Annotated in this window: 8 protein-coding genes; 4 read left to right on the top strand and 4 right to left on the bottom strand. The window is 49.6% G+C overall.

The window, feature by feature from the left end; genetic code table 11:
- Nucleotides 1–78: 78 nt before the first annotated feature.
- Nucleotides 79–1,134 carry a radical SAM protein gene (locus ACZ45G_RS27260; protein WP_464173734.1) on the bottom strand — a complete coding sequence of 352 codons (1,056 nt, stop codon included), beginning with the start codon at nt 1,132–1,134 and terminating at the stop codon, nt 79–81.
- 157 nt (nt 1,135–1,291) lie between these two features.
- Between ACZ45G_RS27260 and uvrA the strand changes: the two genes are divergently transcribed.
- Complete coding sequence (gene uvrA, locus ACZ45G_RS27255; RefSeq protein ID WP_464173733.1) at nt 1,292–4,264, top strand: excinuclease ABC subunit UvrA; 2,973 nt, start codon at nt 1,292–1,294, stop codon at nt 4,262–4,264.
- 135 nt (nt 4,265–4,399) lie between these two features.
- Here uvrA and ACZ45G_RS27250 read toward each other — a convergent pair whose 3' ends face one another.
- A complete protein-coding gene (locus tag ACZ45G_RS27250) occupies nt 4,400–5,578 on the bottom strand; it encodes a thiolase family protein (protein ID WP_464173732.1) in 1,179 nt (392 codons plus the stop codon).
- A gap of 14 nt (nt 5,579–5,592) precedes the next feature.
- The gene (locus ACZ45G_RS27245; RefSeq protein ID WP_464173731.1) at nt 5,593–8,001 is read right to left on the bottom strand and encodes a 3-hydroxyacyl-CoA dehydrogenase/enoyl-CoA hydratase family protein; all 2,409 of its coding nucleotides are present in this window, start codon (nt 7,999–8,001) and stop codon (nt 5,593–5,595) included.
- 321 nt (nt 8,002–8,322) lie between these two features.
- Between ACZ45G_RS27245 and ACZ45G_RS27240 the strand changes: the two genes are divergently transcribed.
- A complete protein-coding gene (locus ACZ45G_RS27240) occupies nt 8,323–9,372 on the top strand; it encodes a phenyltransferase domain-containing protein (protein ID WP_464173730.1) in 1,050 nt (349 codons plus the stop codon).
- On the top strand, nt 9,369–10,094 hold the full coding sequence (locus ACZ45G_RS27235) for an acyltransferase (protein ID WP_464173729.1): 726 nt from the start codon (nt 9,369–9,371) through the stop codon (nt 10,092–10,094). The genes ACZ45G_RS27240 and ACZ45G_RS27235 overlap by 4 nt, the downstream gene beginning before the upstream one ends.
- A gap of 7 nt (nt 10,095–10,101) precedes the next feature.
- Here the strand turns inward: ACZ45G_RS27235 and ACZ45G_RS27230 are convergent, their stop codons facing one another.
- Nucleotides 10,102–12,393, bottom strand: a complete 2,292-nt coding sequence (locus tag ACZ45G_RS27230; RefSeq protein ID WP_464173728.1) for an ATP-binding protein — start codon at nt 12,391–12,393, stop codon at nt 10,102–10,104.
- 301 nt (nt 12,394–12,694) lie between these two features.
- Here ACZ45G_RS27230 and ACZ45G_RS27225 point away from each other — a divergent pair, with 301 nt between their 5' ends.
- Nucleotides 12,695–15,169: a heavy metal translocating P-type ATPase gene (locus tag ACZ45G_RS27225; RefSeq protein WP_464173727.1), complete on the top strand. Its 2,475-nt coding sequence runs from the start codon at nt 12,695–12,697 to the stop codon at nt 15,167–15,169.
- Nucleotides 15,170–15,201: the final 32 nt, after the last annotated feature.

Genomic DNA, 15,201 nt, shown 5'->3' with positions numbered 1-15,201 from the left:
ATCAAGTTCGTCCGATGGAAGTCAATAAGAAAAGCAAATCCCTTCAGGTCCAGAATTTTAATAACCGGGTCCAAAGTTTTATGTAAAATGAATAAAAGGGCTGGGTGGGGTCGTGCTTGCCAGTCCTTCCTCGATGAGATCCAAAACTTTTGGTTTTTGGTCTGGGAATTTATATCCTTCATAATCATGGGTGAACAAAATCCGGCCCTGGGCATTTCGCCAATTGTTTCCGGCATGGTCAAAACAGACCTTGGAGGTTACTTCAAGTGCTATGATCATTTGCTTGAGCTCCATCAACTGTTCCCGGGGGGAGAGGATTTGGACATCTCCTGCCTGGATCTGGGCATGGAGCGGGGTGCCGGCAATGGCCCGAAAGGGCCGGGAGCGGATGTAATGGGGGTTGACGGCATTGAGTACCCGGGCGGTGTTCTCTGCGTGGGCTTGGGTCAGCTCTTTTCCCCCAAGGCCGGGCATCCAATATTCCGAGACCTGAAATCCAGCTGCCATGGCTTTTTGACCGCCCTGAATCTGTCCTTTCGATGTAACCCCTTTTTTGATTTTTTTTAATAAGTTGTCATCCCCGGTTTCCAGGCCCAGGTGGAGACGGTCCAGACCTGCTCGTCTGATGGCCAGAAGGTCCTTGGACGATTTTTGTTCCAGGGTTCTGGCACGGGCATAGGTGGTGACCCGATTGATATAGGGAAAGGTTTTTTTCAGGTGATGCAGGGCCTCTATAAGATCATCTGTTTTCATGATCATGCTGTTGCCGTCCTGGATGAATGCGGTTTTCCCCCCTGCCATGAGCCAGTGGACCAGCATGGAAAACCCCTGGTGATAATCGAGTTCCGGGATTTTCTCCATGATCGACATAACCGCTTCCCGGGTGATGTTTCCCCCATGGCCCAGGGTGATGGAAGCAGATTTCAGCTCCTGGGCAAGCAGGGCCATGGCATCTATGTCCGCTTTGATCTCTGTGATCGGTCGGAGCTGGAATTTTTTGGTCTTGTACATGGCGCAGAATGTGCAATGGTTCCAGGGACAGTTTCGGGTGAAGCGAAGCAGCAAGGAGGCGCTGCCGCCTTCACTGGGCGGTCGGTAAATGCCGGTTTCAAAATTATAATTTTTAATATTCATGATAGGATATTTCATACCATACCTGGATAAATAGGACAAATAAAACCGGCCGGATGATTGGCTTAGGCTTTGGCTTTACTTTTGATCTGCCATGCTTATTTTTTTAGAATTGTGCAAAGATGATCCAGAAAACCCTAAGGAGCAGTCCTGAAATAATATGAAAAACAGCAGCTATATACCTGATTTAACGGATGATTTGATAGATGAAGTTTTGCCGGAGCCCTTTCCGGAAGACCCTTTATTGTCCCTGGAGAATCTTCTCCCCCCTTCCCATCACACCAAGGAGCTGGACCGGATTATTGTCAAAGGTGCCAAGGAACATAACCTCAAAGATATTGATGTGGAAATCCCCAAAAAGAAGCTGGTGGTTTTTACCGGGGTGTCGGGCTCGGGAAAATCCAGCCTGGCCTTTGATACCATCTTTGCAGAGGGCCAGCGCCGGTATGTGGAGTCCTTGTCCTCCTATGCCCGGCAGTTCATCGGACAGATGGAAAAACCAAAGTACGATACCATCCGGGGCCTGTCCCCCACCATTGCCATTGAGCAGAAGGCTGCCAGTAAAAATCCCCGGTCCACCGTGGGAACCATCACCGAGATCTATGATTATCTGAGGGTATTGTTTGCCCGGGTGGGCACACAATTTTGTTGTCGCTGCGGGGAAAAGGTGGGTCGGGGCCATGCCCAGTCCATGGTCTCCCAGATTTATTCTTTGCCTGCGTCTTCCAAAATACTGATTCTGGCCCCCATTGTGGAGAATCGGAAGGGGGAACACCGGGAGCGGTTGGATGAATTGAAACGAGACGGGTATGCCAGGGTCCGGGTGGACGGGGTGGTCCAGGCGCTTGAAAATGTTCAGGCCCTGGCCCGGAATAAGAAACATCACATTGAGGTGGTGGTGGACCGCCTGGTCGTCCGCCAGGATGCCGCAATGGAAAAACGCCTCACCGATTCTGTGGAAACCGCCCTGAAACTGGGCCATGGCCAGATCATTGTTCACATGGAGGGAAGGGAAGATTTGAAAATGAGTGAGGCCCGCTCATGCTGCGGTATTGCCTACCCGGAGCTTACCCCCCAGATTTTTTCCTTCAATTCTCCCCTGGGCATGTGTCCGGACTGTAACGGTATCGGGACTCTTTTGGCCATAGATCCTGACAAGGTGGTGCCGGACAAGAGCCTGAGTATCCGCCAGGGGGCGGTGCTCCCCTGGAAAAATTATTTTCTTAAAAATCCCCGGTACCAGAATGACAATTCCTGGGGAATGGGTCAGCTTTTGGCCATGGAAGAACAATGGGGCATTGATTTTGATACGCCCTGGAACAAGTTGCCCAGCGAGCAACAGCAGTTGTTGCTCTATGGTTCCAAGAGTAAGGAGATGCGGGTGAACTGGACGTCGGCCAAGATCCAGGCCGAATTTACCCGGACCCATGAAGGGCTGGTCCATACCCTGATGCGGCGGTACCGGAATACCCAGTCCGAAGGCCAAAAAAAATATTATGCCGTCTTTATGACCTCCAGCATCTGCACCAGCTGCCAGGGTAAACGGCTTAAAGAGGAAGTTCTCCATGTTCTGATCCGGGGACGATCGATCATTGATCTTACCGGGATGACGGTTCGGGAGGCCCATGAGTTTGTGAGGTCTCTGGATCTTAGCGGCAACAAACGACTGATCGCCCAAGAGTTGCTCAAGGAAATTTCAGACCGGTTGGGGTTCCTGGTCAACGTGGGGCTGGATTATCTTTCCCTGGACCGCAGCGGGCCGACCCTGTCTGGTGGGGAATCCCAGCGCATTCGGCTGGCATCCCAGGTGGGCAGTGAACTGACCGGGGTGTTGTATATTCTGGATGAACCCTCCATCGGCCTTCACCAGCGGGACAATATCAAGCTTTTGTCCACCCTTCACCATTTGCGGGATATCGGGAACACCCTGATCATTGTGGAACATGACCAGGAAACCATGGAAAAATCTGACTGGATAGTGGATATAGGTCCCGGGGCCGGGCATTTGGGAGGTCAGATCGTGGCCCAGGGAACCCCGGATCAGATTAAGGCCAACCCCGCCTCGATCACGGGAAGATTTCTTACGGGCAAAGAACGAATTGAGGTGCCTGAACACCGAAGGCGCCATGCCGATAAAGGAAACCGCTGGATCTCCATTGTCAGGGCATCGGAAAATAATCTTAAGAATGTGACCGCTAAAATTCCCATCGGGCTGCTGGTGGCCGTGACCGGCGTTTCCGGGGCCGGTAAATCCACCCTGATCAACCAGATCCTTTATCCGGCCCTGTCCGTGGCCCTCCATAACTCCCAGCTGAGCGTGGGCGCCCATGAAAAAATCACCGGACTGGCCCATATTGACAAAATCATCAATATTGATCAAAAGCCCATCGGCCGGACCCCAAGAAGTAACCCCGCCACTTACACCAAGGTGTTTGACCATGTCCGGGATTTCTTTGCCATGCTGCCCGAGTCCAAGGCCAGGGGCTATAAAAAGGGGCGGTATTCCTTTAATGTAAAGGGCGGCCGGTGCGAAGCCTGCAGGGGCGACGGGTATATCAAGGTGGAAATGCATTTTCTGGCGGATGTGTTTGTCCCCTGCGAAGTTTGCGGAGGAAAACGGTTCAATCGGTCCACTCTGGAAATAGCCTATAAGGACCATTCCATTGCCGATGTTCTGGATCTTTCCGTTGTTCAGGCCAGGGAATTGTTTGAAAGCCATCCGAGGATTTCCCATATTTTAGATACCCTCGTGGATGTGGGCCTTGGCTACATAAAACTGGGCCAGGCCGCCACCACCCTGTCCGGGGGAGAGGCCCAGCGCATTAAGCTGGCCCGGGAACTGGCCAAGCGGGGCACGGGAGAAACCCTGTATATCCTGGATGAACCCACCACCGGCCTTCATTTTCAAGATATCAAAATGCTGCTTACGGTGCTCCAGCGACTCACCGATGCCGGAAATACAGTGATCATCATCGAGCACAATCTGGATGTGATCAAAACCTGTGACTGGGTCATTGATATAGGGCCTGAAGGCGGTCACAACGGCGGGGAAATCATTGCAACAGGGCCGCCGGAAAAGATTGCCCAATCTATAAAAAGCCATACAGGCCGCTATCTAAAGGATGTCCTATAGAAGTATTCTCAGGGAATCAGGGGACAATCAAAATCCTTCTGATCTTCCAGGAATCTGGCTGGCTTGAATAAAAAAAGGCTGTTTTCTTAATAAAAGAAAACAGCCTTTTTAAACGAACAATGGGGCTAAATCAAATTATAATCTTTCAAAAATAGCTGCCGCACCCATTCCGCCGCCGATACACATGGAAACAACTCCATAGCGACCCTTTACCTCTTTGAGGTTGGCAAGGCAGGTGGCGGTCAGTTTAGCACCGGTACATCCCAAAGGATGACCCAGGGCAATGGCACCACCGTGGATGTTGATTTTGTCCATGTATTTTTCAAGATCCAACTCCCGGATGCAGTAGATGGCCTGGGAAGCAAAGGCTTCATTGATTTCATAGATATCAATGTCATCAATGGTCATTCCGGCCTGTTTCAGCACCTTGGGGATGGCATACCGGGGTCCTACACCCATTTCATCTGACCTGCAGCCCACGGTTGCGTAGGAAACCAATCTTCCGATGGGGGTAAGACCCAGCTCATCACATTTTTCCTTGGAGGCGATGATGCTGGCGGCGGCACCGTCAGTTGTCTGGGAGGAGTTGGCAGCGGTCACCGACCCTACAGCTGAAAAGGCAGTCCGAAGCTTGGCAAGGCCTTCAGGGGTTGAAGCACGGATACCGTCGTCGTGTTCCACTATGAATTGTTCTTTTTTATAGGTACCGTCTGCCTGTATTACATATTTAAAGGCAGGGGTGGGAATAATTTCAGTAAACTTGCCATTATCCCTGGCAGCAGTTGCTTTGGCCTGGGATTTAGCAGCAAATGCGTCCTGTTCTTCCCGGGATATTTTGTACCGGTTGGCCACATTTTCAGCGGTAATGCCCATGGAAATGTAATCTTCAGGGTTGGTTTTGGAAAATTCGGGATGGGGGCGGGGGGTATTGCCGCCCATGGGGACAAAGGTCATGGATTCGCAACCAACACCCATGGTGATTTCTGACCAACCCATCTGTACCCGGGCACTTGCCAAGGCGATGGCTTCCAGGCCTGAGGCACAGAAGCGGTTAACAGTGGCACCGGAAACCTTGTGGGAAAAACCCGCCATTCTAGCGGCAACCCGGCCCAGGTTCAGTCCCTGCTCCGCTTCGGGAAAGGCACAGCCCAGCATGACATCTTCCACATCTTCAAATGATAAATTTTCGGTTCTTTCAACGGCTTCCTTCATGATAAATGAAGCAAGCTCTTCGGGCCGGGTCTGATTGAACAGACCTCTTTTCTGTTTACAGCCCGGTGTCCGGATCGATTGTACGATATATGCGTCTCTCATTGTTGCGTTCTCCTTTAGTTTCTGAGTGGTTTTCCGGTTTTAAGCATGTGGTCGATCCTTGCAATGGTCAAGTCTTCTTTACAAAAATCAACAAAGGCTTCCCGTTCCAGTTTCAGGATGACATTTTCATCTATTTCGCTGCCGGATTTTACATCACCACCACTCATAACAAATGCAATCCGTTTGGCAAGGAATGCATCGTGTTCGCTCATGAATTTTCCATTGAGCATGTTGTAAATCTCTGCATTGACCATTCCCTGTCCGCCATTACCCATAACGATCAGGGGTTTTTTGGCCGGGGGAACATATCCGTCATCCACCATTTTCAAGACTTCTTTTTTGGCTTCACCGATGAGGTTGTCCCGGTTGAACACAATCCGGTCGGCCAGACCAAGGAAACCATTGCCCTGGGCCTGGGCTGCTGACATGGAAACAGCTGCCATGGCAACTTTCATGAAGGCCGGGATAAACAATTTGGCCAGATCCATATCCTTGGCTGTTTTGGCAGGAAGGGCGTTAATATATTTTTTCCAGAGGTTCATGCAACCGCCGCCTGCGGGCAGAAGACCCACACCGATTTCAACAAGTCCCATGTAAAGCTCTGAGTGGGCCACTATTTTGTCGGCACCCAAACAGGTTTCGCATCCACCGCCCAGAACCATTCCATAGGGGGCAGCCACAACAGGGAAGGCAGAATATTTGGTGGCCTGGATACCGTCTTGACCTTTTTTGATGAAGGCTTCAATCTCCGCATATTTTTTGTCATGGCAGAATTTGGAAACCTGGGAAAGATCAGCACCGGCGGAAAAAGCACCGGGCATGCCACCGGCTTCATTTCCAATGACAAGGCCTGCACCGTTTTTGTCTACATAGGCAAGGGCTTCACCAATGGTATCGATGATCTCTGCATTCAAGGCATTCATCTTGGTATGGAATTCGATGCAAAAAACATCGTCTCCAATATCCACCAGGCTGGCAGAAGCATTTGACAAAACTGTCTTGTTGTTGCCCTTGGCCGCCGCAATGGAAACCATGGATTTGGAAACGGGAACCGCTTTGTAGTCACCTGTTACAAAGTCATAAAAATACTTGATTCCGTTTTCAAGTTTGTAGAAATTTGCGACACCCTTATCCAGCATGCCCTGGACATTGGCAGGGACATCAAGGTTTTCTGATTTCATTCTTTCCACGGCTTCTGCGACGCCGTATGCATCCCATGCTTCAAAGGGGCCCATCTCAAAATTGTAACCCCATTTCATGGAGTTGTCGATTTCAATGATGGTATCGGCAATTTCCGGCACCCGGTTGGCAGCATACTGGAAGGCGTTTGCCATACAGCGCCAGGCAAACTTAGCGCCACGGTCATCACCCTTGAGAACGCAGGCAAGTTTTTCCGTCAGGCTGCTTTTCTTTTTGGCCGCATCCAGGCAGGGAAAGCTGGGTCTTACCAGGTCTTCATATTCAAGGGTTTTGATATTGAGGACTTTTCGGATTTTTTTCCATTCAGGTGTCAGTTCCGCTTTGTAAAAACCGCCCTGGGTCTTGTTGCCCAGCATGTTTTTTTCCACCATCGTATTGATGAAATCCGGCAGATCCATGGTATCCCTCTGCTCGTCATCCAGGCAGAGGTCAAAGGAGTTTTTGGCCACATGGGACATGGTGTCCAGTCCTACCAGGTCTGTGGTTTTAAATATGGCCGTCTTGGGGCGTCCCAGGGCAGGTCCGAAAAGGGCATCCACTTCAGGAATGGACATATCGTCTTCCATCATGAATTTCATGCAGGCGCCAATGCCCTGGATGCCGATTCTATTGCCCACAAAGTTGGGGGTATCCTTTGCCCAGACAATTCCCTTGCCCAGATTTTTTTCACCAAATCCGGCGATAAATTCAAGAATTTCAGGAAGGGTCTCCGCACCGGGAATCAATTCCAGCAGGTGCATGTAGCGAACCGGGTTAAAGAAATGGGTGCCCATGAAATGTTCTTTGAATTCCTGGGAAAATCCTTCACACATATCTTTGAGGGGAATACCAGAGGTGTTGCTGGAAACGATGGCACCGGCTTTTTTTACCTTTGCAATCTTTTCAAAAAGGTTTCTTTTAATCTTAAGGTTTTCAACAACCACCTCAATGATCCAGTCACATTCGGCCAATTTTTCAATGTCGTCATCCAGGTTGCCAATGGCAATCTGAGCCGCATCTTTTTTGTTGAAAAATAAAGAGGGGCTTGATGCCAGTGCTGCATCCATACCAGCTTTTACGATTCTGTTTCTGGCAGCGGCATCATTTTTTTCTTCATCTTTTAAGTCAAAAGGGACAATGTCCAGGAGCAGTACATTTACACCGGCACCGGCAAGAAGAGCGGCAATTCCGCCTCCCATGATTCCGGACCCGATGACTGCAGCCTTTCTGATTTTTCTTACCATGATTTCCTCCTAATATTACGAGTATACATTACATCACTTATGAATGAGTATTCATTTTTGATTACCAGAAAAATACGGGGGTTGTCAAGGAAAAATATTTTAGAAAATTCCAGAGAATTCTGGATAAAATACCATTCAATTTCAGAGATTTAGGTTAAAAGCCAAGAATACAAACATCTTGGGATAATTCTGTTTCCCAAAAAAAAACATTTAATGAATTATCATTCATGAATAAAAAATCTGGGTCCTTGAATTAAAAATTAAGATTTGATAGGGTATCCTTCAATTTTTAAAGGGTATTATTAAACTGGAGAGGTACCAATGTCCCAAACAACAGCAAAATCAAGGCTGTTTTCTGTTCTGAACATAGACTCAGTTGCAGGTATGATTGTAAACCTTCAGAAACGCTCAGGGGAGATCCCCTGGCACATTGACGGGAAAACCGATCCATGGGATCTGGTTGAATCCATAATGGGACTGAATATCGGGGGACATTACCCTGAATCCAGATTGGCCTTTGACTGGTTGGCGGAAAACCAGAATCCGGATGGATCATGGTTCTCTTCCTATGTGGCGGGGGAACCCGAAGATAGAACCTGTGAAAGCCATATGGCTTGTTACATTGCAGTGGGGCTTTTCCATTCTTATTTGGTGACCCGGGATATGTCATTGCTTGCCCAATATTGGCCCACCCTGGAACAAGGAATAGCCTTTGCTTTAAGTCTTCAAACCCCCACAGGAGAGATTTTTTGGGCCAAAAGTCCCGAGGGAAAAATTGATCCCATGTCCCTGCTGTCAGGGTCCAGTTCCATTTTCATGAGTCTTAAGTGCGCCTTGGCCATTGCCGCTGTACTCGGCCGGGAAAAAAAAGACTGGGAACAGGCCTTTGAACGTCTGGAAAATTCTATCCAGGAAAACCTCCATGTCTACAATGTCAGCAAATCCAGGTTTTCAATGTACTGGTTTTATCCCATTCTAAGCGGGGCGCTTCGGGGAGAGAAAGCCCAGGCCCGTATTGACAAGTATTGGCGCAAATATATGATTGAAGGCCAGGGGACCCGCTGTGTGTCGGATCAGCCCTGGGTGACCATTGCTGAGACATCGGAGCTGGTAATTGCCCTGAACGCCATGGGCAATATCCAGAAAGCCCGGCTGGTTTTTTCATGGATCCAGGACCGGGTGTTTGGGGACAAAACTTTCTGGTGCGGCTATACATATCCGGACATGGTGGTCTGGCCCGAGGAAAAAATTTCCTGGACCAATGCCGTTGTCCTCATGGCGGCGGATGCGCTGTATCATTTGACCCCGGCGGCACGGCTTTTTGACCATTCCGCCTGGCAGGGCCATCAATACCTGGGGTTCTCCAAGTGATAAAAGACAATAGACCCTTTTATATTAAAAAAGCCTGGTATCGGCTTCAAGATTTTTATGTCCGCCATTATCTGGTTCCCCAGCTTGGGGCTTTGGGTCCCCACTCCTTTATTGTAAAACCCTGGCATATTGAGGTGTTTGGCGGACCGGTGCACATTGGCAGTCATATTACCCTTTTGGGATGTTCCGATAAAAAAACACGGCTGACGGTCTGGTCGGACCGCCCGGGGATTGACGGTATCACCATAGGGGATCATGTATTGATTTCTCCGGGGGTGAGAATCTCTGCCGCCAACTCTATTTCCATTGGGGATTCGTGCATGCTTGCCAGCCATGTCTATATCACCGATTCCGACTGGCACGGCATCTATGACAGGTCTCTGCCGCCCAGGGCGTTGAGTCGGGTGGTGCTCGAGGAAAATGTCTGGGTTGGGGATTCTGCCATTGTGTGCAAGGGCGTCACCATTGGACGAAACAGCATCATTGGTGCCGGGGCTGTGGTCACCTCTGATATCCCCGCCAATGTGGTTGCTGCTGGAAATCCTGCCAGGGTTATCAAGCGGTTGGACCCGGACAAGGAGATCATTACCCGAAAGGATCGGTATTCAGACACCGAACAGATGACCCATCTTTTGAATACCGTTGAACGAGAGTCCCTGGACGGGAATACGCTTTGGGGCTGGATCAGGTCCTGTTTATTCCCTAAAAAACAAACGCCATAACGGTACTCTATTTGTTCTTGTCCATCTCCGCCATGGCATTGGCGAGTTGTTTCAGGGATGACCGGATGTTTTCAATATCAAAGGATTCTGTGTGATGGCATAATTGCCTGCCAAAGTCTTCAAATTCTGTGTTTTGATATTGGCTGCCCATTGTTATAATTTGTTCTGCTATTTTTTGAACGTCAGATATTTTCATGCCTTCCTGGAGTTGCGGCAGTTGGGGTAAAATATGTTTGCTTAACTGGGTTTTTATTTCAGGTGTCAGGTTTTTGCTTAAAAGGTTGGAATTGATTTTGTTGAGGACGATAGGGCTTTTGGTGGTTTGGTCCGGCATTTGTTTGCTGATTTCAATTCCCGGAAAAGAAAGTTCAAACCGACTCCCCTTTCCCGGAATGCTGGTCACGGATATGGTCCCCCCCATCAGGGTTATCAGCTGTTTACAGATGGATAGCCCAAGCCCTGTGCCACCGAATTTTCGGCTGGTGCCGGCTGATTCCTGTTGAAAGGATTCAAAAATGATGTCGGTCTTGTCCGGATGGATTCCGATACCGGTATCTTCTATTTGAACGAGAAGGTGAACAAACCCCTCTCGTTTATTTTGCAACGGTTTGGTTTGGGCAATCATGCGGACCTGGCCGGTATCGGTAAATTTGATGGCATTGTCAATGAGATTGATCAATACCTGGCGAAACCGCAGATCATCCAGGAAAAGGAATTGTGGAAGGCTGGTATCAATTTCAGCGGTAAATTCCAGGGATTTCTTCTGGAGCTTGATATTGAACAGATGATGAATTTCATTGAAGAGCAAATCCAAAGAAACCGGTACCCGATGAAGTTTGAGTTTTTTTGCCTCTATTTTTGACAAATCCAGGATACCATTGATCAGGCTGAGTAAGTTTTTTCCGGCGATGGTAATGGCATTCAGGTAACCCGATTGCTGCTTGTCCGAGATCTTTGTGGACAGCAGTTCGCTGAAACCAATGACCGAGTTTAGGGGCGTTCTGATTTCATGGCTTACATTGGCCAGGAAATCGCTTTTTGCCTGGTTGGCTTTTTTCAATTGGATCTCTTTTTCTTTTCGAGTCAGAATTTCCGTGTTCAGTGTTTCGTTCAGCACGAGAAGCTCGCTGGTCCTTTCTTCTACCCGGGTTTCAAGTTCCTGGTGGGATCGTTTCAGGGCTTTTTCAGCAAGCTTGCGTTTGTTGATATTCCGGGAGTTAATGACCATTCCCTTGATGGACGGGTGTTCTAAAAGGTTTTTGCTGATGGTTTCCAGGGTGCACCAATAATCTTCCTTATGCCGGAAACGGTGTTCTGTGAGCTGGGGTGCGACAGTGGACTTGGTCCTGAGACTAAATCGATGGGAAAGGGCTTCTCGATCCTCCGGGTGAACAAAATCAAAAGCATTCACCCCCATGAGCTCTTGTGGTGAATATCCCAATATTCGCTGGGTGGAAGGGCTTGCATAGGTAAACGTACCCTGTGCATCCACAATCCAGATCAGGTCATTGGCATTTTCAATGAGGGCTCGAAAATGTTCCTCACTGTATTGCATGGCCGTTAGGGTTTCCTGAAGTCTGAAGGCCATTTGGTTGAATCCCTTTGCCAGGTGACCGAATTCATCCTTGCCGTGGATGGGAATTCGGGTGTCAAGATTTCCCTTGCCAATTTGTTCAGCTCCCTGCACCAGTTCTTCAAGGGGGCGCGTCAGGCGCCGGGTCAGGATCATCAGGGCCAGGGAAATAATAGCGGCGGCAAAAATACCAAGGGAAACAAGGTAGGGTGTCATCCGATTGATTATTCCGTATATCTCTTCCATGGGGTCCACCGCCAAAAGAAACCAGTCCCATTGTTTGAAGGCTTTAACCCTTGCCAGGTTCTCTCTCCCCTCCATATCCAGCGTCAGACGTTTGGTATTGGACCCTATTTTTTGAAACCATTCTTCCGAACTGACATCCGTGTCAATCAGGTATTTATTGGGGTGAAAGATGATGGTGCCGTTTGTGTCAACGGCAAAAATATATCCCTGTTTCCCCACCCCGATCGAGGAAATTTGCGTTGCGGCATCCAGTTTTGCCTTTGCAATGCTGGCAGTAATTTTTTCAAGTCCATATTCATGGAGCATGTTTTCCTGGGTCTGGGAAATGTCCATGGCTTCTGACAACCTTGTGTCCAGCCAGGTTTCACCCAGATCAATCAATGCCTTCCTGGAAAAATGATAGGTGGTCCCCACCATTGCAAAAATGAAAAAAAAGACCAGGGGCAGGGTGGTCAACAATATCTTTGAGTAGGTGTTCATGGAGAACCCTTAGGGTTATTTGGGGGTAGCAAGGGAGAAATCATTGGCGCTTTATAGTATCCTCCGTAAACTGGGGATGGGTTTGGATTTTTTCCATTATTCATAACCTGCGGCAATAAAATACGGGGGACAGCAAAATTTGTCAAACTCATTATTTGTGATTATATTGGTAAATACTACCCAACCAAAAATGAATGAGTCCCGCGGTCGGGTGCAAAATAAAGATGTTATCAGCAGGTTTTGGCAATGTATAGAATAAGATCCACCCGTTATAAATGGGAGGATATATGGGAGTTTCAGGATGAGAGAACAGACTTTAGCCTTACCGGTAAGCGGGATGAGCTGCGTTAATTGCGCAGCCAATATCCATAAAACCCTGGAAAAACTTGATGGTATAACACAGATAAATGTGAATTTTGCAGCAGAACAGGCCCTGGTGACCTTTGATTCCGAGAGAGTTGGGTTGGATCAGATTATAGAGAAGATTGTTGACCTGGGATTTCATGTGGTTTCGGCTGAACGAGAGATGCCGGTGACGGGAATGAGCTGTGCCAATTGCGCAGCCAATATTGAAAGAACCCTGAACAGGGAGATGGCCGGTGTGATAAAGGCCTCGGTTAATTTTGCATCGGAACGGCTCTTTGTGTCTTACCTGCCTTCCGAGATTGCCCTGGATGGGATTGTGACCCGGGTGAAGGAACTGGGGTTTGATCTGATCGTGGCGCAGGAGGGTATGGATGAGGCGGATGTCGAAGAAATTGCACGGAACCGGGAGATCCAGGATCAGCGACAAAAATTTTTCGTGGGAGCCCTCTTTGCATTGCCCCTGTTTTTACTGAGTATGTCCCGGGATTTTGGCCTGGTGGGGGATTGGAGCCATGGGGCCTGGGTCAATTGGGTCTTTCTTGCCCTTGCCACACCGGTTCAGTTTTATACGGGCGGAGATTATTATAGGGGGGCCTATAACAGCCTGAAAAATAAAACCGCCAACATGGATGTGCTCATTGCCCTGGGCTCTTCTGTGGCCTATTTTTATTCTCTTGCCATTTTATTGCTCCCGGGTCTTGGGGGTCATGTTTATTTTGAAACATCTGCCGTGATCATCACCCTGATTAAATTTGGCAAGCTGTTGGAGGCACAGACCAAGGGAAAGACCGGAGGGGCCATTAAAAAACTCATGGGACTCGCCCCTAAAACCGCCACAAAACTCATGGACGGCGCTGAAATTTTGGTGCCCATTACCAGTGTCAAAACAGGCGATATCATTTTGATTCGTCCTGGGGAGCGGATTCCCGTGGACGGAGTGATCATTGACGGTCAGTCAGCCGTGGATGAGTCCATGCTTACCGGGGAGCCCCTTCCGGTGGACAAATGTTCGGGAGATGGGGTAACCGGGGGCACGGTCAATGGGGATGGGCTGCTAAAATTTGAGGTCACCCGGGTGGGCAAAGACACGGCCCTGGCCCAGATTATACGGATGGTCCAGGAGGCCCAGGGGAGTCGTGCCCCCATCCAGGCTCTGGCAGACCGGGTGGCAGGGGTTTTTGTGCCGGCGGTTATCCTTATTGCCATCATCACCTTTGGTATCTGGTGGGGGGTGACCGGTGAGTTTGTTCCCTCCATGATCCGGATGGTGGCGGTTTTGGTCATTGCCTGTCCCTGTGCCCTGGGTCTTGCAACCCCCACGGCCATCATGGCCGGAACCGGCAAAGGGGCTGAGAACGGTATTTTATTCAAGCGCAGTCAGGCCCTTGAGATGGCTGCAAAATTAGACACCATTGTCATGGATAAAACCGGTACCATCACCCAGGGCCGTCCCACGGTGGTGGACCTGATTTCCATGGACCCCAGCGGACTGACCGAGCAGGAGGTGCTGGTGATGGCAGCTTCCCTGGAACGAGGGTCTGAACACCCCATTGGAAAATCCATTGTGGCCTTTGCTTTGGCCAAAGGGGAAATCCTGAGCGATCCCAAGGAATTTAAAGCCCATGGCGGATTTGGGGTTGCAGGAGTTGTCCGGGGTGCAAGACTTCGGCTGGGTAAACCCGGATGGTTTGACGCCCTTTTGACCGAGGGTGTCTCCCACCAGGTCACGCTTTTGCAAAACCAGGGCAAAACCGTTATGATCCTGGCCGGGGAATCCAGTGTGCTGGGGATTATCTCTGTATCGGATGTGCTGAAGCCGGACTCAAAACAGGCCATTGCCGCCCTTAAAAAGGAGGGTCTCCGGGTGATCATGCTCACCGGAGACAATCTCCAGACGGCCCAGGCCATCGGCAAACAAGTGGGGGTGGATGAGATTGTGGCCGATGTCAGGCCGGAAGAAAAATCAGGCAAAATAGAACAGCTTCAGGCGGGCCGTGCCATGGCGGGCCATGCCATGGTGGGAATGGTGGGGGATGGGATTAATGATGCCCCGGCCCTTGCCCGGGCGGATATCGGGTTTGCCATTGGTACGGGAACGGATGTGGCCATGGAAACAGGGGATGTGATCCTTGCCAGCGGAAGACTCACAGGAATTCCCCTGGCCATTCACATCAGCCGGCGCACCCTCCACACCATTCGCCAGAATCTGTTTCTGGCCTTTGTGTATAATATTATTTTGATTCCAGTGGCAGCCGGAATTCTAGCCCCCTTTGACATGTTCCCGGATTTTTTGCGCCAGCTTCACCCCATCCTGGCCGCCCTTGCCATGGCCGCCTCCAGCATATCGGTGGTAACCAACAGTCTCCGGCTTTACCGGGCCGATTTCAGCAGATTTAAAGATGCAGGCTAAATTTATTGGCCATAAAAATGTTAACCAAACCA

The sequence above is a fragment of the Desulfoconvexum algidum genome, from assembly GCF_055382125.1.
The sequence above is the reverse complement of the archived record's forward strand: the minus strand, read 5'-3'. Positions and strand labels throughout refer to the sequence as shown.

Coding starts and splice junctions, on each gene's coding strand:
- uvrA (WP_464173733.1), top strand. CDS start 1,292: ATGAAAAACAGCAGCTATATACCTGATTTAACGGATGATTTGATAGAT.
- ACZ45G_RS27225 (WP_464173727.1), top strand. CDS start 12,695: ATGAGAGAACAGACTTTAGCCTTACCGGTAAGCGGGATGAGCTGCGTT.
- ACZ45G_RS27240 (WP_464173730.1), top strand. CDS start 8,323: ATGTCCCAAACAACAGCAAAATCAAGGCTGTTTTCTGTTCTGAACATA.
- ACZ45G_RS27250 (WP_464173732.1), bottom strand. CDS start 5,578: ATGAGAGACGCATATATCGTACAATCGATCCGGACACCGGGCTGTAAA.
- ACZ45G_RS27245 (WP_464173731.1), bottom strand. CDS start 8,001: ATGGTAAGAAAAATCAGAAAGGCTGCAGTCATCGGGTCCGGAATCATG.
- ACZ45G_RS27260 (WP_464173734.1), bottom strand. CDS start 1,134: ATGAATATTAAAAATTATAATTTTGAAACCGGCATTTACCGACCGCCC.
- ACZ45G_RS27230 (WP_464173728.1), bottom strand. CDS start 12,393: ATGAACACCTACTCAAAGATATTGTTGACCACCCTGCCCCTGGTCTTT.